Origin of the sequence: Palaeococcus ferrophilus DSM 13482 (genome assembly GCF_000966265.1) — an archaeon.
Taxonomy (GTDB): Archaea; Methanobacteriota_B; Thermococci; order Thermococcales; family Thermococcaceae; genus Palaeococcus; species Palaeococcus ferrophilus.
Map to the genome: position 1 here is coordinate 112,190 of NZ_LANF01000006.1, position 19,141 is coordinate 131,330.

Below are 19,141 nucleotides of genomic sequence, written 5' to 3' on the forward strand. Positions count from 1 at the left end.
GGCCCTCAGTAGGGCCTGAGTTTTTTCTCTTCTTCGCTGACCTCTTTTATGCGCCAGTATATTTTCCCATCCCTCTCGAAGGCATCAATCTTGTTGCTCTCCCTAAGCCGCATGAGGAGCTTCCTAACCTCCAGCATCTTAAACCCGGTCTTTTCCGATATCTCAGCCGCCGTAAGCTCCTCCTCATTCAAAAGCTCAAGTATTCTTTCCGCTTTCATTCTCCTCCCTCCAGTTTTTTATAACGTTCTATAACCCCGATTAACCTTTCGATTACACCGAGGGTCTTCTCGAGTTCATCCATATCCTCGGGAAGTGAGTTAACCAGCTCCGTGAGTTTGGCCATGAGGGCTTCCTCAACACCCTTGAGTTCCTTCTTTTTCTGCCTTGACCTGTACTCGCACACCGGGCAGAAAACCCTCCCATCCTTCTCAAAGAGGGGTGCCCCGCACTTCGGGCAGTGTTTGTCGAGCATCTTGGCCCCCGAGAGCAGGAGGGGCGTTATGACCTTTCTTATCTCCTCGTTGGTGAGAGCCATCCTCATCCCTCCAGGAGAAGCGAGTAAACCTCAAGGAACGCCCTCTTACCCAGCCGGGAGCGCTTCAACCTGTCTGAGACCTCCGCCATGTCAAAGGCCACAACTTTGAATTCCCTCTTTACTGCCTCAAGAAGCTCCAAAAGCTCCTCCAGTGTGAGCTCCCCATGCTGGAAGCGGGCTATCCTGTACTCCGGGCCCAGAACGTCGAGGTCAACCGTCAGGTAAATCTCCTCCCCAAGGTAGCGCCTCGCCTCCTTCACAACGCGCTCAACGCCGTGGGTCTCGAGGTTAACGTAGCCCTTCCAGCCCCTCTTCGTTTTTCTGCTCCTGTTCAGCGCTGGAAACACTCTAACCCGCCGCGTCCAGAGGCTCGTGTTGGGCGTTGAGGGCACCATGAGGGTGGCGCCGATTACAGCCGCCCGCTCCACGAGCTTTCCCTCGAGGGCGTAGGCGAGCCACGAGCCATGGTCGAGGTAGTCGTGCATGAGGTCGGTGTGGGCGTCTATGCTGAGGAGTGCCCTTGGACGGAGCTTCTCCACTATACCGTAAGTGGCGAGGTGTTCCCCCACAACGTAGCTCCCATCGAGGGGCAGGTTCTGAGACAGGAGCGCCACATTATTTGATTCGACAATTATGTAATTATCCAAAAGCTTGTTCTTTTTGAGCAGGTTGAGGGCATAGAGCACCCCATCCCTGTTCGGCCGCTCACCGAAGGGGACGAACGTCGTCATTCTCTCACCGGGAGAGAGTAGCATTAAAAGCTTTTAAACGTTTAGCGAGAAATCCCTCAGGTGGGAACATGGAGAGGTACACATTCATGATAAAGGCCCCCAAGGGCTATCCTGTTGATGAGATAGCGCGAGAGACGAGGGAATTTGTGGAGGGCCGCTTTGGTCGGGAGGTGAAGGTGGAGGCCCACAGGTGCATAGGCCTCACGGCTGACGTTGTGATACTCCACGGGGATGGCATAGTCCTGGTTAGGAGAAAAAACGAGCCCTTCAAGGATTCTTGGGCCATTCCAGGTGGTTTTGTGGAGTACGGCGAGAGGGTGGAAGAGGCCGCGGTGAGGGAAGCCCGGGAGGAGACAGGCTTAGATGTAGAGATAATAGGCCTCATAGGGGTTTACAGCGATCCCAGTAGGGACCCCCGGGGTCACACGGTCACAACGGCCTTTCTGGCGAGGGGTAGCGGAAGGCTCAGGGGCGGGGACGACGCGAGGGAGGCAAGGGTCTTTAGGCGGGAGGAGCTCAAAGGGCTCAAGCTCGCCTTCGACCATGAGAGGATACTCCGCGATGCATTTGACATCATTGATGCACTGAGCCTTTAATGGCCCTCAGGAAGCGTTGAACCACCTCGGGTGGGGCTTCCCTTCGTGGTGAGCGCTTCAACCGGGGTTTTTTCACCCCTCCCGCGTAGGCCGTTAGCACTTCAATCGCCTGTTCCCACGCTCCACGGAAGTTGATAACCGGCTCGAAATCCTCGTCCACGTAATAGTATTCCCCGGTTCTCCCATCGTAGACCAAAATTGAGGGGTACATCTCGTCGTTCTCACAGGGACAGTCCATATCAAGGCTGAGCTCGATGACGAAGTCCCCAACCTCCGCCCTGCCGCTCTCCCGGAGTTCTTTCCACATCCTCACCACCCTTTATGAATGAAAATTCATGGATTATAAGCCTCACCAAAAGTATTATTAGTCCGTTTCGACAAACATTTTAGTGGTGATAGCATGAGGCCCAAGGTAGCGGTTCTCTTCAAAATGAAGAGCAAGCCCGTTGAGGAACTCGAGAAGTACGCGGATGTAGAGTTCATTCTGTATCCAAGCGTTGATGAGCTCAAGGAGAGGATAGGCGAGTTCGATGGGGTGATAGTCTCGCCGCTTAACAGAATCCCGCGGGAAGTGATTGAAAGGGCGGAGAAGCTCAGGGTGGTAAGCTGCCACTCAGCCGGCTACGACCACGTTGACGTTGAGGCGGCGACGGAAAGGGGAATCTACGTTACGAAGGTCTCCGGCGTCCTCAGCGAGGCGGTTGCAGAGTTCGCCGTTGGCCTGACCATCGCGCTCCTCAGGAAGATAGCCTACACCGACAGGCTCACGCGCTCCGGAAAGTGGGAGAGTCACGCGATGATATGGAGCGAGTTCAAAGAAATAGAGACTGTCTACGGCAAGAAGGTAGGAATCCTCGGCATGGGCGCTATCGGGAAGGCGATAGCGAGAAGGATGAAGGCGATGGGCACGGAGATACTATACTGGTCGCGATCAAGGAAGGAGGACATTGAAAACGAAGTTGGCGCGGTTTACAGACCGCTTGAAGACGTCCTGAGGGAGAGCGACATCGTGATTCTGGCACTGCCTTCGACGCCTGAAACCTACCACATCATCAACGAGGAGCGCCTGAAGCTCCTAGAGGGCGGGTATCTGGTTAACATCGGGCGTGGAACCCTCGTGGACGAGGAGGCCGTCGTCAGGGCCATCGAAGAGGGCAGGCTCAAGGGCTACGCTACAGATGTGTTCGAGAAGGAGCCGGTGCAGGAGCACGAGCTGTTCAAGTACAAGTGGGAGACCGTCTTAACTCCACACCACGCGGGTCTGAGTAGAGAAGCGATGGAAGACATGGGCTTCCAAGCGGTGAAGAACCTCCTCACCGTTCTGAGGGGGGAGATACCGGGAGACCTCGTGAACAGGGAAGTCGTGAAGGTTCGCCCGCCTGAGAAAGTGAAGATGCTCTGAGGTGGTTGTTATGCTGATTGATGAGCTGAGGGAGATAACCCAGATTCCGGGCATTTCGGGCTACGAAGAGAAGGTTAGGGAGAAGATAGCCGAGTGGATAGAGCCCTACGCCGACTATACCGTGGACACCATCGGAAACCTCGTCGTCGAGCTCGGCGAGGGCGAGACGAAGGCAGTCTTCATGGCCCACATGGACGAGATAGGCCTGCTCATAACCGGCATAAGGCCCGACGGGAAGCTGACCTTCAGGAAGGTCGGCGGCATCGACGACAGGCTCCTCTACGGGCGGCACCTGGATGTGATAACCGAGAACGGGAAGCTCGACGGCGTTATTGGAGTATTGCCGGTTCACCTGAACCTTGAGAGGAAGTTCGAGACGGTTCCCTGGCACAGGCTCGTGATAGACATCGGTGCCGAGGGCAGGGAGGAGGCTGAGGCGCTCGGTGTCAAAGTTCTAGATTATGCGGTCTTCAAGAAGCACTTCGCCGTGCTTAACAACCGCTACGTCTCCACGCGCTCTCTGGATGATCGCTTTGGCGTCGTTGCCCTCGTCGAGGCGGTAAAGGATCTGGTTGACCACGACCTCGACGGCAAGTACGTCTTCGCCTTCACAGTGCAGGAGGAGATTGGGCTCAAGGGGGCGAGGTTCCTGGCCCAGAAGTACTCTCCAAAGTACGCCTTCGCCGTTGACTCCTTCGGGTGCTGCGCTGATTTAACGGGCGACGTTCGCCTCGGCGGCGGAGCCGTCATAAGGGCCCTCGACAACTCGGCCATCTACACGAGAAGGCTCGCGAGAAAGGTTGCGGAGATAGCCTCGAAGAACGAAATCCCGCTCCAGATAGGGGTCACCGGCGGGGGGACGGATGCGTCAGTTTTCCAGGACAGGAGTGAGGTTCTCGCTCTGAGCGTCCCGATAAAGTACCTCCACAGCGAGGTCGAGACGCTCCACATCGGAGACCTGGAGGCGCTGGTAAAGCTTATAGAGGCGATAGCCTTCGAGCTTTGATCTCCCCTTTTCTCAATAGAGAGACTTAAGGGCCCGGATTGAAAGGTAGATGAAAAGCAGCAGCAGTATCGTTAGCACCATAAGGGAGTACACCGGGTTCACGACCTCTGAGTAGGCGAGCATTGAATACCTTACCGCCTCAACCGCGTAGGTGGCCGGCGTTGCGAGGCCCACACCGATGAACCAGCGCGGAAAGAGGAGGAGGGAAGCTATCGCCCCGCTCGTGAACATCATCGGGAGCCTGAGGAGGTTCAGCCACGTCATCGCCTCTATCGGATTCTTCGGTATGAGGGCTATGAAGAGGGCCAGCGCGGAGAACGTCGCCCCCGAGAGGATGACGGAGGCTGCGAGCAGGGGCACGTTCCATTCAAGGTACACCATGAACTGCCTGAGGAGCAGAATAGTCACTCCCCCCACGAACAGGCCGAAGAGCGTTCCCACGAGAACTTTGGCCCACACTATCTCCATGTAGCTCACGGGAGCCACGAGGAGGCGCTCGAAGGTTCTGAGGCGGCGCTCGAAGATTACGGAGGAGGAGACAAAGGACGTCGTGGAGAAGAGGAGCGATATAACCACAAGACCCGGCGCGAGGTGGTCAACGTCACCAAAGCGAACTATGAATGCGAGGGTGAACACGAGCGGGAACATGATTCCCCAGCTGAGGGAGCCCGGCTTAAGGAGGTACTCCCTGAGTTCCTTCCACGCAATGGTCAGCACATTCAAAGGGGACACCCCCCGCACGCGCAGCCGCTCTCCTCCCCGGATGAGTCCGTGGTCAGCTTCAGGAAGACCTCCTCTATGCTCGGGGGCTCTGTGATGAAGTCCACGACCGTAAGCCCAAGCTCGCGCTTCACACCCGTGAAGTACTCCAGAAAGGCGTCAATGTCGTTAACGACCACCGTAACGTAGTCCTCCTCAAAGGAAACGCCAAAATCATCGAGGGCCCTGATGAGCCGGTTTGTTATCGGCCTGACGCGCAGCTTAACGCGCACACCTTTCCCGAGGAGGGCGCGCAGTTCGTGCCTCTTCCCCTCCGCAACTATCCTACCGTCGTTTATTATGGCTATCCTGTGGGGGAGGGTCTCGGCCTCGGTCATGTTGTGGGTGGTGAGGAAGACCGTAACCCCCTCCTTGTTGAGGTTCCGTATCATCCCCCTCACTGCCCTCGCTGACTGGACGTCAAGGCCGTTGGTGGGCTCGTCGAGGAAGAGCACCCTCGGCTCGTGAACGAGCGCCGCTGCTATGGTGGCCCTCCTCTTGAAGCCCGTGCTCAGTCTCCCGAACTTCCTCTCCGCCGGAAGGTTGAACTCCTTTATAAGACGGTCCACGTTCTCCATGGGGGCGCCGTAAAGCTTGGCCAGAAACTTGAGGTTCTCCCTAATGGTCAAGTCGTCGTAGAGGTTCGAAACGTCGGGAACGAGCCCGATGATACTCTTAACCCTCCTCTTCTCCTTCACGACGTCGTGCCCCTCTATGTGCGCCTCCCCGGACGTTATGGACGTCAGCGTGGTTAGCATCCTTACCGTGGTCGTCTTCCCCGCACCGTTCGGCCCCAAAAGGGAGAAGAGCTCCCCGCGTTTTGCACTAAGGTCTATACCCCTGACGGCCGTGAAGTCCCCGTACTTCTTCGTGAGCTTCCTGGCCTCTATCGCCATCATCTCTCCCTTTCCCTCCAAAGGAGCAGCAGCATGAGAACGACCCCAGCACCCAGCAGGGCCAGAATGGTCTTGTTCACCCTAGCGCGCCCTCCCACGGGGGTGGTGGTTTCACCTGGCGAGGGGAAGAGAGTTGAGGAAGCGAGCTCGCTGAGGCGCCAGGCGGTTATCACGCTGTAGCAGTTTTCGAGATCGTGGCTCCCGTATTCAACGACGAAAAAGCCTGTGGGAGAGAACTTCACGTGATAAACGCTTCCATTGAAGGTTTTCTCCCACAGGACGCTGCCGTTTGGTGCTATGAGGTCAACGCTCTGGTCTCCCGAGACGAGGGTGTACCCTTTCCACGTCGAAACGCTGAAAGGGGCCATCAGGTAGGGAAGGGAGTAAACCTCCTCTCCGTTGGTGGCGTTGAGAAGGAGCACGCTCCCGAAGTAGCCCGCTACGGCTATCCCCTCGCCGTCCGAGTCAATGGCCTTGGTGAAGTCGTCAAAATCTCTCTCCCAAAGCACCTCTCCGTCGGGAGTGATGGCGATAACCCTCGAGCTGTCCTCGGAGTCGGGAACCTCCAGAAGGGCCAGGCCCCCTTTGGTTGTAACTATCTGCCTCACGTCCCCCTCGCGGGGAATCTCCTTCAAAACGTTACCACCGAGGCCGAGTACGACCAGCTTCTTCGTGGTTCCGGCGTAGATTTGGTTGTCGTACAGGAGGACACTCCACACGTAGCCGCCGACCTTTTTCTCCCACCTCAGCTTCCCGTTCTCAACGAGGTACACGTAGCCCGAGGCATCGCCCGCAACCGCAACGTTTCCATCGGGAGAAACGTCAACGCTCACAACCGCGTCTTCCAGCTTGTGCTCCCAGAGAAACTTCCCATTGGAGAACGCCTGAATCCACTTCCCCTCTGTCCCCGTAACGACAACGTTGTTATTTGAGACCGCTATCGCGTAGGATATGCCCCTCGAGGGCGCCTTCATAAGGAGGGAGCCGTTTGAACCCAGGAGCTCCGCGTCGTATCCAAATGCAAGACCGAGGTTTCCATTTTCATTGAAGTCCATGGAGAACACCGCACACTGATCAGAGTATTCCCACAGCTTCACGGGGGTGGCTGAAATCAGGGGCAGGGTCATGATAATCATCAAAGTTATCGCCACAAGCTTTGGTGGATGCACGGGTTTCACCTTGGCCCCACTATTGGTGGCGGGGATATAAATTGTTAACGGTTCGCTCTAGGTAACAAAATTAGATGACCTTAATCGAACTGACCACCCCATTTAAACCTTTGGTTGCCAATCTAAGGGTTTAGAAAGGCTTTTTTAAGCGCAAAACAACTCTCCATTGAGATGAATAAAAATGGACATCTGCATATTTGTGTGCATCACCAAAAGGGGTGGTAGGGTTGAGATACGTTAAACTCCCAAAGGAGAATACACATGCATTCCTCGAGCGTTTGAAGGAGTGGGGCAAGCTCTACGCCCCCGTAAAGATTTCCGAAAAGTTCTACGACTTCAGGGAAGTTGACGATGTCAAGAAGGTCGAGTTCAACTACAACAGGACGATAATGCCGCCGAAGAAGTTCTTCTTCCAGCCAAGGGAGAAGCTCTTCGAGTTCAACATAAAAGCTGCCGAGTACAGAGAGACTATAGAGGATGTCGAGCCCTTCGTTGTGTTCGGCCTCCACGCCTGCGACATCTTCGGCCTAAAGATAATGGACACGATATACCTCGACGAACTCCCGGACAAGTACTACAAGGTGAGGCGCGAGAAGGGAATCATCATCGGCATCAGCTGTATGCCCGATGAATACTGCTTCTGCAACCTCCGCGAGACGGATTTCGCGGATGATGGCTTCGACCTGTTCCTCCATGAGCTCCCGGACGGGTGGCTCGTCCGCGTTGGAACCCCCACGGGTCACAGGATAGTGGACAAGAACATCAAGCTCTTCGAGGAGGTAACCAGTGACGACATCTGCGCCTTCAGAGAGTTCGAGAACCGCCGTGCAGCATCATTCAAGTACCATGAGGACTGGAGCAACCTGCGCTATCTCCTTGAGCTCGAGATGGAGCACCCGATGTGGGATGAGCAGGCTGACCTATGTCTCGCCTGCGGCAACTGTAACACCACCTGCCCCACCTGCCGCTGCTACGAGGTGCAGGACATAGTCAACCTCGATGGGAACACGGGCTACCGCGAGAGGCGCTGGGACTCCTGCCAGCTCAGGAGTCACGGGCTGGTTGCAGGAAACCACAACTTCAGGCCCACCAAGAAGAGCCGCTTTATGAACCGCTACCTCTGTAAGAACTCCTACAACGAGAAGCTCGGCCTGAGTTACTGCGTTGGCTGTGGAAGATGCACCTACTTCTGTCCGGCCGGCATAAGCTTCGTCAAAAACCTGCGCACGATCATGGGACTTGAGGAGAAGTCCTGCCCGTCAGAGATAAGCGAGGAGATTCCGAAGAGGGGCTTCGCCTACGCGACCGAGATAAGGGGTGAGGACATATGAGCGAGCTGATTCTTCCAAAGGAAATAATGATGCCGGAGGAGAACCCCTACGCGCTTCACAAGGCAAAGGTGCTCAAGGTATATTCACTCACGGAGACGGAAAAGCTCTTCCTGTTCCGCTTCGAGGACCCAGAACTGGCAGAGAACTGGACCTTCAGGCCGGGGCAGTTCGTCCAGCTCACCATCCCCGGCGTCGGCGAGGTTCCGATAAGCATATGCTCCTCCGCCATGAGGAAGGGCTTTTTCGAGCTCTGCATCAGGAAAGCGGGGAGGGTCACCACCGTCATCCACAGGCTTAAGCCCGGAGACACAGTCCTCGTCCGCGGTCCCTACGGAAACGGTTTCCCGGTTGATGAGTGGGAGGGAATGGACCTGCTCCTCATCGCGGCGGGCCTTGGGACGGCACCTCTGAGGAGCGTCTTCCTCTACGCCATGGACAACCGCTGGAAGTACGGCAACATAACCTTCATCAACACCGCCCGCTACGGAAAGGACCTCCTCTTCTACAAGGAGCTCGAGGCCATGAAAGACCTCGCCGAGGCGGAGAACGTCAAGATAATCCAGAGCGTCACGCGCGACCCGGAGTGGCCCGGTCTCCACGGAAGGCCCCAGAACTTCATAGTGGAGGCAAACACGAACCCCAAGAACACCGCCGTGGCGGTCTGCGGCCCGCCGAGGATGTACAAGTCCGTCTTCGAGTCCCTCATCAACTACGGTTACCGGCCCGAGAACATATTCGTGACCCTCGAGAGGAAGATGAAGTGCGGAATAGGCAAGTGCGGTCACTGCAACGTTGGAACGAGCACCAGCTGGAAGTACATATGTAAGGACGGCCCGGTCTTCACGTACTTTGACATAGTATCAACGCCGGGACTGCTCGACTGAGGTGGTGAAAATGAGTGAGAAAGTCCGCATAGCGTTTTACGCCCTCACCTCATGCTACGGCTGTCAGCTCCAGTTAGCTATGATGGATGAGCTCCTTCAGCTGCTCCCGAACGCCGAAATCGTATGCTGGTATATGATAGAGAGGGACAGCAAGGAGGTCGAGCCCGTTGACATAGCCTTCATTGAGGGAAGCGTTTCAACGGAGGAAGAGGCCGAGCTGGTCAGGGAAGTGCGCGAGAAGTCCAAGATAGTTGTTGCAGTGGGTGCCTGCGCCACCCAGGGTGGAGTGCAGAGCTGGACGGACAAACCCCTCGACGAGCTGTGGAAGACCGTCTACGGCGACGGAAAGGTGAAGTTCCAGCCGAAGCCCGCTAAGCCCGTTGAGGAGTACATAGATGTCGACTACAGACTCTACGGCTGTCCGCCGGAGAAGAAGGACTTCCTCTACGCGATAGGAACATTCCTCGCAGGTTCGTGGCCCGAGGACATAGATTATCCGGTCTGCGTTGAGTGCAGGCTTAGGGGCAACAGCTGCATACTCATCGAGAAGGGCGAACCCTGCCTTGGTCCCCTCACCAGAGCCGGCTGCGACGCCAGGTGCCCTGCCTTCGGGATAGCATGCATTGGATGCAGGGGAGCGGTAGGCTACGACGTGGCATGGTTTGACTCACTCGCCAAGACTTTCAAGGACAAGGGCTACACCAAGGAGGAGATAATAGAGCGCATGAAGATATTCAACGCCCACAACCCCAGGATAGAGGAAATGGTTGAAAAGGTCTACAGGAGGTGAAAGAATGAGCATGAAGAACGTCTACCTCCCAATCACAGTTGACCACATAGCGCGCGTCGAGGGCAAGGGCGGCGTTGAAATAGTGGTGGGCGACGAAGGGGTGAAGGAGGTCAAGCTCAACATCATAGAAGGCCCGAGGTTCTTCGAGGCCATAACCCTCGGCAAGAAGCTCGACGAGGCTCTAGCGATTTATCCAAGGATATGCTCCTTCTGTTCCGCTGCCCACAAGCTGACGGCAGTTGAAGCCGCAGAGAAGGCTATAGGCTTCACCCCGCGCGAAGAAATTCAGGCCCTCAGGGAGGTTCTCTACATCGGCGACATGATAGAGAGCCACGCCCTCCACCTCTACCTCCTCGTCCTGCCCGATTACCTCGGCTACTCCAACCCGCTCAAGATGGTGGACGAGTACAAGAAGGAGATAGGGATTGCCCTCGAGCTCAAGAACCTCGGAAGCTGGATGATGGACGAGCTCGGTTCAAGGGCAATCCACCAGGAGAACGCCGTTCTTGGCGGCTTCGGAAAGCTCCCTGACAAGAGCGTTCTTGAGACGATGAAGGCGAGGCTCAAGGAGGCCCTGCCAAAGGCGGAGTACACCTTTGAGCTCTTCACCAAGCTCGAGCAGTACGAAGAAGTCGAGGGGCCGATTACGCACATCGCCGTTAAACCGCGGGGAGACGTCTACGGAATCTACGGCGACTACCTCAAGGCCTCCGATGGAATGGAGTTCCCGAGCGAAGAGTACAGGGAGCACATAAAGGAGTTCGTGGTCGAGCACAGCTTCGCCAAGCACAGCCACTACCACGGGAAGCCCTTCATGGTGGGAGCGATATCGCGCGTCGTCAACAACGCCGATACCCTCTACGGAAGGGCCAAAGAGCTGTATGAGAGCCACAAGGAGCTCTTAAGGGCAACCAACCCCTTCGCCAACAACCTCGCCCAGGCGCTTGAGCTGGTCTACTTCACGGAGAGGGCGATAGACCTGATTGACGAAGCCCTCGCAAAGTGGCCCATCAAGCCGAGGGACGAGGTGGAAATCCGGGATGGCTTCGGCGTCAGCACGACGGAGGCTCCTCGTGGAGTGCTCGTTTACGCGCTCAAGGTGGAGGACGGAAAGGTCTCCTACGCTGACATCATAACCCCGACGGCCTTCAACTTCGCCCAGATGGAGGGGCACGTCAGGATGATGGCGGAGAAGCACTACAATGACGACCCCGAGAGGCTCAAGCTCCTCGCGGAGATGGTCGTAAGGGCCTACGACCCGTGCATCTCCTGTTCCGTGCACGTGGCGAGGCTTTAGCCTCACTATTTTTTTAAGGTTTTAGACTTATTTTTCAGTGGTGAGGGTATGGCCGAGGAGCTTGTGGATGTGGTGATTCACGTTAAAGTCCCGAAGAAGTATGCCGAGGAGTTCAGGAAAGACGTTGAGGCCAGGGCATGGTATCTGGCCCACAAGAAGGAGCTCTTTGAGAACCTGAAAAAGCTCAAGGGCATCATGAAGACCAACAAGTCATGGAAAGAGCTGAAGGAGGAATACTATGAGGGATTTATTGATTGACAGCTCCGTTCTCATCGAGTACTTCAAAGGGAACGAGCAGGCCGTACGGTTGATGGAGCATTTTGAGAGCAGTGACGATGCCCTTTACATCACCGAAGTCGTGTTCAGCGAGGTTGTTTACATCCTCTTGGGCTACTTTTTGAAAGCCTCCCCCCGAACGGTAAAATGTAATCCACATAAGCTTCCTCCAGAGTTGGGCACTGTTTTCAAGGTTCTGGAGGGCTTTGGTTTCATACCGTCGAGTCAAAACACGCTCCTAAAGACCCTCGAGCTCATAGAAAAGTACGCGCTCCTTCCCAACGACGCCCTGATTCTTGCTACCTGCATAGAGCACGGCTTTTCCTTGGCTACGATGGACGAGGACTTCAAACCCCCTGCCGAGAGGGAGAAAGTGGAAATCATGGGTGGTGTTTAACGTGAGAACCCTCATCCTAGCCCTTGGGAACGAGCTCATGAAGGACGACGGAGTTGGGCTTAATGCCGGTAGAATTCTGCTTGAGAGAGGTTACAACGTCCTCGAGGTTGGGACGGACATCTTCCGTCTGGCCAGCCACTACAACGGTGAGGAAAGGCTCGTAATCATAGACGCAATACTGAGCGATAAGCTGAAGCCCGGGGAGGTAATCCATCTCCAGGGGAGGGAGGTCTTCGAGAAGCTGAAGGGTGAAATCAGGAGCGCCCACTTTATGGGTGCAATAGACGGGCTCAAGCTCCTCATGGCGCTCGACGAAAGGCTGAAGAGGGCGGAAATCCACTTCATCGGTGTGGTGGCGAAGGAGGTAGACCTCGGAATGGAGCTGAGCGATGAGGTTGAGAGCGCTCTCCCGAGGGTCATCGAAGTTGTTGAAGGGCTTCTTCGGTGATTTTGCTCCCTTTTCTAAAACTCTCCGGCCTGAGCGGATATGATTTTACCTTTGCAAAGCTCTCCCCGGGGAGGGTTTAAGCAAGGTTTAAATTACATGGACGTAAAACCTTTCAGTGCAGATATCCACGAGGTGATAACATGTCCTACGCAGAGTACAGGAAGAAGATTCTGGGGTTTATTGAGGACCACGAAAAGTGGAGGAAGTCAACCATAAACATGATAGCGAGCGAGAACGTTACCTCGCCGACGGTTACAAGGGCCGTTGCAAGCGGCTTCATGCACAAGTACGCCGAGGGCTGGCCAAGGGCCCGCTACTACCAGGGATGCAAGTACGTTGACGAGGTCGAGCTCCTCGGTGTCGAGCTCTTTACCAAGCTCTTCAAGAGCGACTTCGCCGATCTGAGACCGATTTCCGGAACCAACGCCAACCAGGCCGCCTTCTTCGGACTCACCAACGCCGGCGATAAGGCTATAGTCCTTCACACCAGCCACGGTGGCCATATAAGTCACATGCCCTTCGGAGCGGCTGGAATGCGCGGTCTTGAAGTCCACACCTGGCCCTTCGACAACGAGGAGTTCAACATTGACGTTGACAAGGCCGAGAAGATGATAAGGGAGCTCGAGCCCAAGATCGTGGTCTTCGGCGGCTCGCTCTTCCCGTTCCCGCATCCGGTCAAGGAGCTCGCTCCAGTAGCTAAGGAGGTCGGAGCCTACGTGATGTACGATGCAGCCCACGTCCTCGGCCTCATAGCCGGCGGCCAGTTCCAGGACCCGCTCCGCGAGGGCGCCGACATAATCACCGCCTCGACCCACAAGACCTTCCCGGGACCCCAGGGTGGTGTTATAATCTACAAGCGCTTCGGCGAGACCGAGGAGATAGCCAGGCTTCAGTGGGCCATCTTCCCGGGTGTCCTCAGCAACCACCACCTCCACCACATGGCCGGAAAAGCCCTCACCGCCGCTGAGATGCTCGAGTACGGTGAGGCCTACGCCAAGCAGATCGTTAAGAACGCAAAGGCTCTGGCTGAAGCTCTCGCGGAGGAGGGCTTCAAGGTCATCGGTGAGGACAAGGGCTACACAGAGAGCCACCAGGTCATCGTTGACGTTTCGGACCTCCACGAGGCGGCTGGAGGATGGGCCGCTCCTCTGCTTGAGGAAGCCGGCATAATCCTCAACAAGAACCTCCTCCCGTGGGACCCGCTTGAGAAGGTCGAGAAGCCGAGCGGGCTCCGCATTGGTGTCCAGGAAGTGACGAGGGTTGGTATGAAGGAGGACGAGATGAAGGAGATAGCAAGGTTCATCAAGCGCGTCCTCATAGACAGGGAAGACCCCAAGAAGGTCGAGAAGGACGTCTTCTACTTCAGGAGAAACTACACGAGGGTGTATTACTCCTTCGACTACGGGCTCCCAGAGTGAGCCCTCATTTCTTCTTGTTTTTGGAAGGTTAAAAGGAAATGTCAGCACACTCGCGGAACGGGGTCGCCCACAGGCGGTTCAAGGAAGCGCTTTCCTCCGATTCCGGTCTCAACGAGAACCCTGCCCGGATACTTCTCAATGACCTCCCCTATTATGGCGGCGTTCTTCCCCCTCTCGGTGCCCCTCATGGCCTTGAGGGCATCCTCCGCGTGCTCCCTTGAGACCACCATAACAACCTTACCCTCGTTGGCCACATCGAAGGGGCTTATGCCGAGCATGTCGCTCGCGGCCCTCACCTCCGGCCGGATCGGGACGTCGGATTCCCTGATGAGTATTCCCACGTTGGCCTTGCCCGCCATCTCGTTGAGAGCATTACTGAGCCCGCCCCTGGTTGGGTCCTTCATGGCGTGGATGTTCTCCCAGCCTATCGCTTTTGCCACCCCCTCCACGACCTCCCATATCGGTGCCACGTCGCTCTCCAGCTCCGTCTCGAAGGCTATGCCTTCCCTATGGCTCATGAGCGCTATTCCATGGTCACCGATGGTGCCGCTCACGAGGACGACATCTCCAACCCTCGCCCCCGCGTCGCTTATCGGGTGTTCCGCGATTCCAATCCCTGCGGTGATGATGAACATACCTATGGAATCCTCCACAACCTTCGTGTCGCCGGTGACGATTGGGACGGGGACTTCCCTGGCCGTCTCGTCCATCGAGCGGAGGATTCTCTTCAGGTCTTCCCCTTCGAAGCCCTCGCCGATTATCATTGAGTTCGCGAGGGCGAGGGGTTTCGCCCCCATCACCGCGAGGTCGTTGACGGTCCCGCTGACCGCCAGGCGACCTATATCGCCGCCGGGGAAGAAGAGGGGCTTAACGGTGTGACCGTCTATCGTGAAGACGAGGTGCCTGTCGCCAAAGGGTATCGTGGCCCCGTCGTCAAGGGCCTCCAAACCTATTCCTCCCGCGGAGTTGAGCGTTATGGCCTTCAGAACAACGTCCCTCAGAAATTCCTCCATTATTTCTCCACCGGCTCCGTGCTCAAGTTTTATCCTCACGTTCACCACCAATTTTATGTATCGCCCACTGGCTTAAAAGTTAACCGGCAGCCTTAGTTCTCTCTTCCGAAAGCTTCGCCCTTCAGGGCGGGGATACAGTAATTGAGAAATCAACATGAGAACAGGAAATGAAAACTATTTTAAAGTTTAAAAAACATACCATCGTTAAAGATGAAGCGAACAGTGACGGTAAAACTCCAACCCTCAAAAGAACAGGAGAAAACCCTCAAAGAGTTAGTTCTCATCAGTTCCAAAGTCTGGAACAGAGTAAACTACCTCCGCAGGCAAGAATTCTTTGAAGGAAAGCCGATAGATTTTCTCAAAACAGAGAAAGTGGCCTATGAGGAGTTTAAGGCTGAGATAGGCTCGGCAACAGTCCAGCAAATTTGCAGGAAGAACGCCGAAGCTTGGCGTTCATTCTTTGCCCTCATAAGAACCAAGAGAAGTGGAGAACTTCCCAAGTGGTTCAAGCCAAAACCACCAAACTACATCAAGGAAGGTGGCTTAATCCTCCTCAGGAACGACCAATACAAGATTGAAGGGAACAAGTTTATTCTCAAAGGCCTTGGAAAGTTCAAGAGGCTGGAAGTCCAGTTCAAGGGAAGAATACACTTAAAGGGAAAACAGGGGAGACTGGAAATAACCTATGACCCAATCAAAAGAAAGTGGTATGCTCACATTTCATATACGGTAGAGGAAACACTTTGGGGTGAGGAATGGGTCGAACTCCCAAGAGAACCTTTAGGTAATCTTTCAGCGGGAATAGACTTGGGAGTGAACAATTTAATGGCCGTTTACGTGGAGAACGGAGAGAGCTTCTTAGTGAATGGAAGACCGCTGAAAAGCATAGCATTCTACTGGCGGAGGAGAATAGCCGATCATCAGTCCAAACTCAACAAATCAGGATCTAAGAAGAGTAGAAAACTCTCAAGAATGCACCAGAAGGCTAAACTTCAGGCTAAACACTACATCAACGCGGCAGTAAGGCAAACCGTTGAAAGGCTCTATCAGATGTGTGTCTCCAGAATAGTAGTTGGTTACCCAAAGGGAATAGCGAGAAACTCCGACAAAGGCAAAAAACAGAATTATCTCCTCTCCCACGTCTGGCGGTTCAACACGGTGATAAAACGGCTCAAGGAAGTTGCCGAAGAGTATGGTATTCGGGTTTTTGTTGTTGATGAGGCTTTCACTTCGAAAACTTGCCCCGTTTGCGGGAAGCCTCATGATGGGGCTCGTTTTGTTCGGGGTTTGTTTAAGTGTCCCGCAACGGGGCTTGTCTTCAATGCAGACCTTGTTGGAGCGTTTAACATTTTGAAAAAGGCTGTGAAAACCATAACCCCGAACTTGCCGGGCTTGTCGGCAAGTAGGGGTAACTGGGGGAAGACCCTCCCGGAGGGGTTGAAGACCCGTTTTAGTTTGGGTCTGAATGAGACTCCTCGAACCTTCTCGCACTCGGCGAGGGGTTAACTCTTTGGAACCCTCGCCGTCCACGGCGGGGAGGAGGTCAGGTTTAAAACCGCACAAAGGATAAATACCACGAGTCCTATTATGGTACAGAGGTGGGAAAATGAAGATAGAAGACCACGTGATGTTTACTGCCAAGCACGAGAAGTGGGAGGTTGGGGAGAAGCTCATAGTGATGGAAGATGAAAACGTGGCCCACTTTCTGGCAAAGGTCGCCAACACGGTCAACGGAAAGATTGGGGAGTACCTGATAGACGTTGTGAACGTTGCCGCCATTGTGAGCCTCGCCGAGGATATCTCGGGGGAAGGGGACGTCAGGGAGGCATTCAAAACCCTCAAATCCCCCGGAACCTCAAGGAAGCTCGGCCAGCTGGTTATGGAGACCGACAAGAAGCTTAAGAAACTGCTCGTTGACGTGGCGAAGGCTTACCTCGTGCGGGAAACCCTTGCCAGGCTCAGCCTCCCGGTGGACTATCCGGAGGAGCCAATAACGGAGCTCAAGGTTGTCCTTCCCTTCCACGGCGAGCACGTGAACTTCACCGCCAAACACGTTAAGGACGGAGAGAAGTGGATAGTGGTCAAGAGGCTCATGATAGACGAGGAGACCACCTTCACGGAGGTGGCAAGGCTTCTCGCCAGCATAAACGAGACCGCGACCCTTAAAATAGCCCCCTACGCCGGCATAGACCTAAAGGGTATAGAGGAGTACTTCTCGGGCGTCAGCAAGAAGACGAAGGGGGACGCCCTCATCGCCGCGGTCGAGAAACTCCTCCACTTCCCCGCGGAGAACTACGCCCCGGAGGAGTTTGCCGGGCACGCGAGGGTCTACGCGTTAAGGACTCTCCTGGAGAAGCTCGGCCTGAACCTCGACATCCCCGCCAAGAGCCTCGAGAAATATTTGGAAAAGAAGGGCTAACGCCACAGCTCCTTCTCCTCTTTTGCCCTCCTCTCCAGGTCGTTCTCTATCTCCTTCTCCTTGGCCTGCTCGAGTATCTTGATGAGAAGCTCCTCCATGAGCCAGGAGTTCCACTTGGGATGCCTGACCTCCATCGCAACCTCGAGGGCCCTGTCCACGTCCCCCTGCTTCAGGAGGTTCACGGCGATGCTTCCAAAGGCAAGGGAGCGGAGGTAGTTGTCTGTTATGAGCTGGGCCAGCGCTATGGCGTTCTGGAATTCGCCGAGCTTGGAGTAGTAGGTAACGACCTTCGTGAGGATGGGCTCCTCGCGAGTTTTGTTACCTACGACGGCAACGACGCCATAGTACTTGGGGTCGGGAGACTCTATCAGGCGATCCATGACGAACTTCGAGACCTCCCTGAAGTAGCGTCCCTCAAGTCTGTCAATCAGGCCCTCGAGAGTCTTGGGATCGTCGAGAATCCTCGCCGTTAGCTCTATGAGGGCGTTCGTCCTATCCTCCTGAGGCAGGGAGTGGAAGATGTCAAGGGCGAGTTCGATCTCCCCCACTATGCCGAAGCTTATCATGAGGTTCTTGAGGATGCCGTCCCCTATATCCTCAGACATGCTCTTAGCAACACCTATAAAGCGCTCAAGCGTTACCCGGGGTGCGCCCTGCGTTTTGAGGTAGATGGCCGTTTCCTTGATCCCCTCCGAGAGCCAGTAGGGGTTCTTTATCCCGCTCAGTATCTTTATGGCGCTCCCATACTCCTCCCTCTTCAGGTGAACCTTTATCGTTTCCACGGAGGCTATGGAACGCCAGGGCTCCTCCTCTATCTGCTCTATTATGAAGTGGGCCTTCCTCATGTTGCCGAGTCTCAGGTAGTTATCGAGGAGGGTTAGGAAGTTGTCGTTCTTCTTGATCCTGTGGGTGAACTGGAGGGTGTAGTAGAGGGCCTCGTCGTAGTCGCCCAGATCCGTCAGGGTCTCCACGATTTCCTCGAGGAGTTCGTTCATGAGGGGGGACGGAAGAGCGCGTGCCATCTCGTACGCCCTGTAGAAAACGCGTTTATAAGCGGGAATGCCGCACTTCCCTATGTACCTCGCAATGGTTATGAGGGCCCTTATTAAAGCCTTGGGGTCGTCTATCTCCTTCGCAGCTTCAACAGCCTTCGTAAAAGCGTCTTTATAGCGTTTGTTTCTGGCCCCATAGAGCTCGTAGGCCATTTTGGCGTAGGCCACGGATTTGAAGTACGGGTCCTTTATTATACCTGCAACCTCAAATGATTCATTAACAACATGCTCCGGGATTTCCATAGGCGCTCACTACCGGGCAGTTCTAGTATGGTTGTGGGCACCGATGTATTTAACCTTTACTAAACGGGGGAAAGAAACCGCCATTTAAGGCGTTACAGAAGTGAAGTAAAAGAGATTTGGCCCGTTACCTCGTGTTCCTCTGAGAACGCGAGCCGGGGAGGGGTAATATAAAAGCGTCCCCGCAGGGAATTTCGACGAATGCCTAATTCAGCTTAGCTCATCGTATACAACGCTGACGACCTCACCGTCGTCCATCGAGACGAAGCTGACCTTGACTTTTTTGCCGGTCTTAGGGTCCACCACGACGAAATCGGGCTTCTTCAGGTACGGGCTCTGTGGAAGCTTCCAAACATCGTCGTAATAGTGCTTTATCTCCTTCATAAACTTTTTAACATCCCTCTTAACCACCGTTGTCATACCCATCACCAATCATATATACCACGTAATGATATAAAAAGCTTTCTAATCGTCACACGTTA

General features: G+C 55.0%; 23 protein-coding genes. 13 read left to right on the forward strand and 10 right to left on the reverse strand.

Translation table 11 applies throughout. From position 1 onward, the window contains the following. Nucleotides 1-5: 5 nt before the first annotated feature. Genes PFER_RS01815 through PFER_RS01825 form a run of 3 tightly spaced genes read right to left on the reverse strand, consistent with a single transcriptional unit; the run spans nucleotide 6 to nucleotide 1,266 of the window. Nucleotides 6-218, reverse strand: a complete 213-nt coding sequence (locus PFER_RS01815; protein ID WP_048148112.1) for a hypothetical protein — start codon at nucleotides 216-218, stop codon at nucleotides 6-8. Beyond that, nucleotides 215-535, reverse strand: a complete 321-nt coding sequence (locus tag PFER_RS01820; RefSeq protein WP_048148115.1) for an Sjogren's syndrome/scleroderma autoantigen 1 family protein — start codon at nucleotides 533-535, stop codon at nucleotides 215-217. The genes PFER_RS01815 and PFER_RS01820 overlap by 4 nt, the downstream gene beginning before the upstream one ends. A 2-nt stretch (nucleotides 536-537) precedes the next feature. Continuing rightward, a complete protein-coding gene (locus PFER_RS01825; RefSeq protein ID WP_048148116.1) occupies nucleotides 538-1,266 on the reverse strand; it encodes an arginase family protein in 729 nt (242 codons plus the stop codon). Between the two features lie 68 nt (nucleotides 1,267-1,334). Here PFER_RS01825 and PFER_RS01830 point away from each other — a divergent pair, with 68 nt between their 5' ends. After that, complete coding sequence (locus PFER_RS01830) at nucleotides 1,335-1,862, forward strand: NUDIX domain-containing protein (RefSeq protein WP_048148120.1); 528 nt, start codon at nucleotides 1,335-1,337, stop codon at nucleotides 1,860-1,862. Here PFER_RS01830 and PFER_RS01835 read toward each other — a convergent pair. After that, nucleotides 1,840-2,169, reverse strand: coding sequence for a hypothetical protein (locus PFER_RS01835; protein ID WP_048148125.1), 330 nt, complete (start codon nucleotides 2,167-2,169; stop codon nucleotides 1,840-1,842). The two genes, PFER_RS01830 and PFER_RS01835, sit on opposite strands and share 23 nt — an antisense overlap. A 93-nt stretch (nucleotides 2,170-2,262) precedes the next feature. Here PFER_RS01835 and PFER_RS01840 point away from each other — a divergent pair, with 93 nt between their 5' ends. Next, entirely contained in the window at nucleotides 2,263-3,264 is a 1,002-nt protein-coding gene (locus PFER_RS01840; RefSeq protein WP_048148126.1) for a 2-hydroxyacid dehydrogenase, read from the forward strand. Between the two features lie 10 nt (nucleotides 3,265-3,274). Continuing rightward, a complete protein-coding gene (locus PFER_RS01845) occupies nucleotides 3,275-4,270 on the forward strand; it encodes a M42 family metallopeptidase (RefSeq protein WP_048148129.1) in 996 nt (331 codons plus the stop codon). Between the two features lie 12 nt (nucleotides 4,271-4,282). Here the strand turns inward: PFER_RS01845 and PFER_RS01850 are convergent, their stop codons facing one another. From PFER_RS01850 to PFER_RS01860, 3 genes are read right to left on the reverse strand one after another with little or no spacing between them, the layout of a single operon-like run. Further along, entirely contained in the window at nucleotides 4,283-4,987 is a 705-nt protein-coding gene (locus PFER_RS01850) for an ABC transporter permease (RefSeq protein WP_245612408.1), read from the reverse strand. 2 nt (nucleotides 4,988-4,989) lie between these two features. Continuing rightward, nucleotides 4,990-5,925 (reverse strand): ABC transporter ATP-binding protein, encoded by a 936-nt coding sequence (locus PFER_RS01855; protein WP_245612403.1) that lies wholly within the window; start codon nucleotides 5,923-5,925, stop codon nucleotides 4,990-4,992. Next, nucleotides 5,925-7,094 (reverse strand): WD40 repeat domain-containing protein, encoded by a 1,170-nt coding sequence (locus PFER_RS01860; RefSeq protein ID WP_157255010.1) that lies wholly within the window; start codon nucleotides 7,092-7,094, stop codon nucleotides 5,925-5,927. Before PFER_RS01860 ends, PFER_RS01855 begins: the two co-directional genes overlap by 1 nt. A 227-nt stretch (nucleotides 7,095-7,321) precedes the next feature. On the opposite strand from PFER_RS01860, the gene hydB reads away from it, so the two are divergent. The 8 genes from hydB (at nucleotide 7,322) to glyA (ending at nucleotide 13,935) form a co-directional block, all read left to right on the forward strand. Next, nucleotides 7,322-8,425: an NADPH-dependent hydrogenase/sulfhydrogenase 1 subunit beta gene (gene hydB, locus PFER_RS01865; protein ID WP_048148137.1), complete on the forward strand. Its 1,104-nt coding sequence runs from the start codon at nucleotides 7,322-7,324 to the stop codon at nucleotides 8,423-8,425. Further along, complete coding sequence (gene hydG, locus PFER_RS01870; RefSeq protein ID WP_048148139.1) at nucleotides 8,422-9,309, forward strand: NADPH-dependent hydrogenase/sulfhydrogenase 1 subunit gamma; 888 nt, start codon at nucleotides 8,422-8,424, stop codon at nucleotides 9,307-9,309. The genes hydB and hydG overlap by 4 nt, the downstream gene beginning before the upstream one ends. Before the next feature lie 10 nt (nucleotides 9,310-9,319). After that, complete coding sequence (gene hydD, locus PFER_RS01875; RefSeq protein WP_048148141.1) at nucleotides 9,320-10,099, forward strand: NADPH-dependent hydrogenase/sulfhydrogenase 1 subunit delta; 780 nt, start codon at nucleotides 9,320-9,322, stop codon at nucleotides 10,097-10,099. Nucleotides 10,100-10,109: 10 nt separating this feature from the next. After that, on the forward strand, nucleotides 10,110-11,396 hold the full coding sequence (hydA, locus tag PFER_RS01880; protein ID WP_048148362.1) for an NADPH-dependent hydrogenase/sulfhydrogenase 1 subunit alpha: 1,287 nt from the start codon (nucleotides 10,110-10,112) through the stop codon (nucleotides 11,394-11,396). Nucleotides 11,397-11,444: 48 nt separating this feature from the next. Then, nucleotides 11,445-11,654, forward strand: coding sequence for a hypothetical protein (locus tag PFER_RS01885; protein WP_048148143.1), 210 nt, complete (start codon nucleotides 11,445-11,447; stop codon nucleotides 11,652-11,654). Continuing rightward, on the forward strand, nucleotides 11,635-12,069 hold the full coding sequence (locus PFER_RS01890) for a type II toxin-antitoxin system VapC family toxin (protein WP_048148145.1): 435 nt from the start codon (nucleotides 11,635-11,637) through the stop codon (nucleotides 12,067-12,069). The genes PFER_RS01885 and PFER_RS01890 overlap by 20 nt, the downstream gene beginning before the upstream one ends. Before the next feature lies 1 nt (nucleotide 12,070). Further along, nucleotides 12,071-12,517, forward strand: a complete 447-nt coding sequence (locus tag PFER_RS01895) for a hydrogenase maturation protease (protein WP_048148147.1) — start codon at nucleotides 12,071-12,073, stop codon at nucleotides 12,515-12,517. A 140-nt stretch (nucleotides 12,518-12,657) separates the two neighbouring features. Then, entirely contained in the window at nucleotides 12,658-13,935 is a 1,278-nt protein-coding gene (gene glyA, locus PFER_RS01900) for a serine hydroxymethyltransferase (RefSeq protein ID WP_048148149.1), read from the forward strand. 41 nt (nucleotides 13,936-13,976) lie between these two features. Here the strand turns inward: glyA and hypE are convergent, their stop codons facing one another. Then, the gene (gene hypE / locus PFER_RS01905; RefSeq protein ID WP_048148151.1) at nucleotides 13,977-14,987 is read right to left on the reverse strand and encodes a hydrogenase expression/formation protein HypE; all 1,011 of its coding nucleotides are present in this window, start codon (nucleotides 14,985-14,987) and stop codon (nucleotides 13,977-13,979) included. A 171-nt stretch (nucleotides 14,988-15,158) separates the two neighbouring features. Between hypE and PFER_RS01910 the strand changes: the two genes are divergently transcribed. Together PFER_RS01910 and PFER_RS01915 are read left to right on the forward strand one after the other, a co-directional pair. Further along, nucleotides 15,159-16,454, forward strand: coding sequence for an RNA-guided endonuclease InsQ/TnpB family protein (locus PFER_RS01910; RefSeq protein ID WP_048148152.1), 1,296 nt, complete (start codon nucleotides 15,159-15,161; stop codon nucleotides 16,452-16,454). A gap of 100 nt (nucleotides 16,455-16,554) precedes the next feature. Next, a complete protein-coding gene (locus PFER_RS01915) occupies nucleotides 16,555-17,367 on the forward strand; it encodes a DUF2666 family protein (RefSeq protein ID WP_048148154.1) in 813 nt (270 codons plus the stop codon). Here PFER_RS01915 and PFER_RS01920 read toward each other — a convergent pair. Together PFER_RS01920 and PFER_RS01925 are read right to left on the reverse strand one after the other, a co-directional pair. Then, a complete protein-coding gene (locus PFER_RS01920) occupies nucleotides 17,364-18,662 on the reverse strand; it encodes a hypothetical protein (protein ID WP_048148156.1) in 1,299 nt (432 codons plus the stop codon). The genes PFER_RS01915 and PFER_RS01920 overlap by 4 nt on opposite strands. 207 nt (nucleotides 18,663-18,869) lie before the next feature. Then, nucleotides 18,870-19,079: a hypothetical protein gene (locus tag PFER_RS01925; RefSeq protein ID WP_048148158.1), complete on the reverse strand. Its 210-nt coding sequence runs from the start codon at nucleotides 19,077-19,079 to the stop codon at nucleotides 18,870-18,872. Between the last annotated feature and the right edge of the window lie 62 nt (nucleotides 19,080-19,141).

Bases quoted from the DNA above. Each gene is read 5' to 3' on its own strand.
- glyA (WP_048148149.1), top strand. From the start codon at position 12,658: ATGTCCTACGCAGAGTACAGGAAGAAGATTCTGGGGTTTATTGAGGAC.
- PFER_RS01855 (WP_245612403.1), bottom strand. From the start codon at position 5,925: ATGGCGATAGAGGCCAGGAAGCTCACGAAGAAGTACGGGGACTTCACG.
- PFER_RS01825 (WP_048148116.1), bottom strand. From the start codon at position 1,266: ATGACGACGTTCGTCCCCTTCGGTGAGCGGCCGAACAGGGATGGGGTG.
- PFER_RS01890 (WP_048148145.1), top strand. From the start codon at position 11,635: ATGAGGGATTTATTGATTGACAGCTCCGTTCTCATCGAGTACTTCAAA.
- hydD (WP_048148141.1), top strand. From the start codon at position 9,320: ATGAGTGAGAAAGTCCGCATAGCGTTTTACGCCCTCACCTCATGCTAC.
- hydA (WP_048148362.1), top strand. From the start codon at position 10,110: ATGAAGAACGTCTACCTCCCAATCACAGTTGACCACATAGCGCGCGTC.
- PFER_RS01915 (WP_048148154.1), top strand. From the start codon at position 16,555: ATGAAGATAGAAGACCACGTGATGTTTACTGCCAAGCACGAGAAGTGG.
- PFER_RS01820 (WP_048148115.1), bottom strand. From the start codon at position 535: ATGGCTCTCACCAACGAGGAGATAAGAAAGGTCATAACGCCCCTCCTG.
- PFER_RS01910 (WP_048148152.1), top strand. From the start codon at position 15,159: ATGAAGCGAACAGTGACGGTAAAACTCCAACCCTCAAAAGAACAGGAG.
- PFER_RS01845 (WP_048148129.1), top strand. From the start codon at position 3,275: ATGCTGATTGATGAGCTGAGGGAGATAACCCAGATTCCGGGCATTTCG.
- PFER_RS01830 (WP_048148120.1), top strand. From the start codon at position 1,335: ATGGAGAGGTACACATTCATGATAAAGGCCCCCAAGGGCTATCCTGTT.
- PFER_RS01815 (WP_048148112.1), bottom strand. From the start codon at position 218: ATGAAAGCGGAAAGAATACTTGAGCTTTTGAATGAGGAGGAGCTTACG.
- PFER_RS01885 (WP_048148143.1), top strand. From the start codon at position 11,445: ATGGCCGAGGAGCTTGTGGATGTGGTGATTCACGTTAAAGTCCCGAAG.
- PFER_RS01920 (WP_048148156.1), bottom strand. From the start codon at position 18,662: ATGGAAATCCCGGAGCATGTTGTTAATGAATCATTTGAGGTTGCAGGT.
- hydG (WP_048148139.1), top strand. From the start codon at position 8,422: ATGAGCGAGCTGATTCTTCCAAAGGAAATAATGATGCCGGAGGAGAAC.
- PFER_RS01925 (WP_048148158.1), bottom strand. From the start codon at position 19,079: ATGACAACGGTGGTTAAGAGGGATGTTAAAAAGTTTATGAAGGAGATA.
- PFER_RS01840 (WP_048148126.1), top strand. From the start codon at position 2,263: ATGAGGCCCAAGGTAGCGGTTCTCTTCAAAATGAAGAGCAAGCCCGTT.
- PFER_RS01835 (WP_048148125.1), bottom strand. From the start codon at position 2,169: ATGTGGAAAGAACTCCGGGAGAGCGGCAGGGCGGAGGTTGGGGACTTC.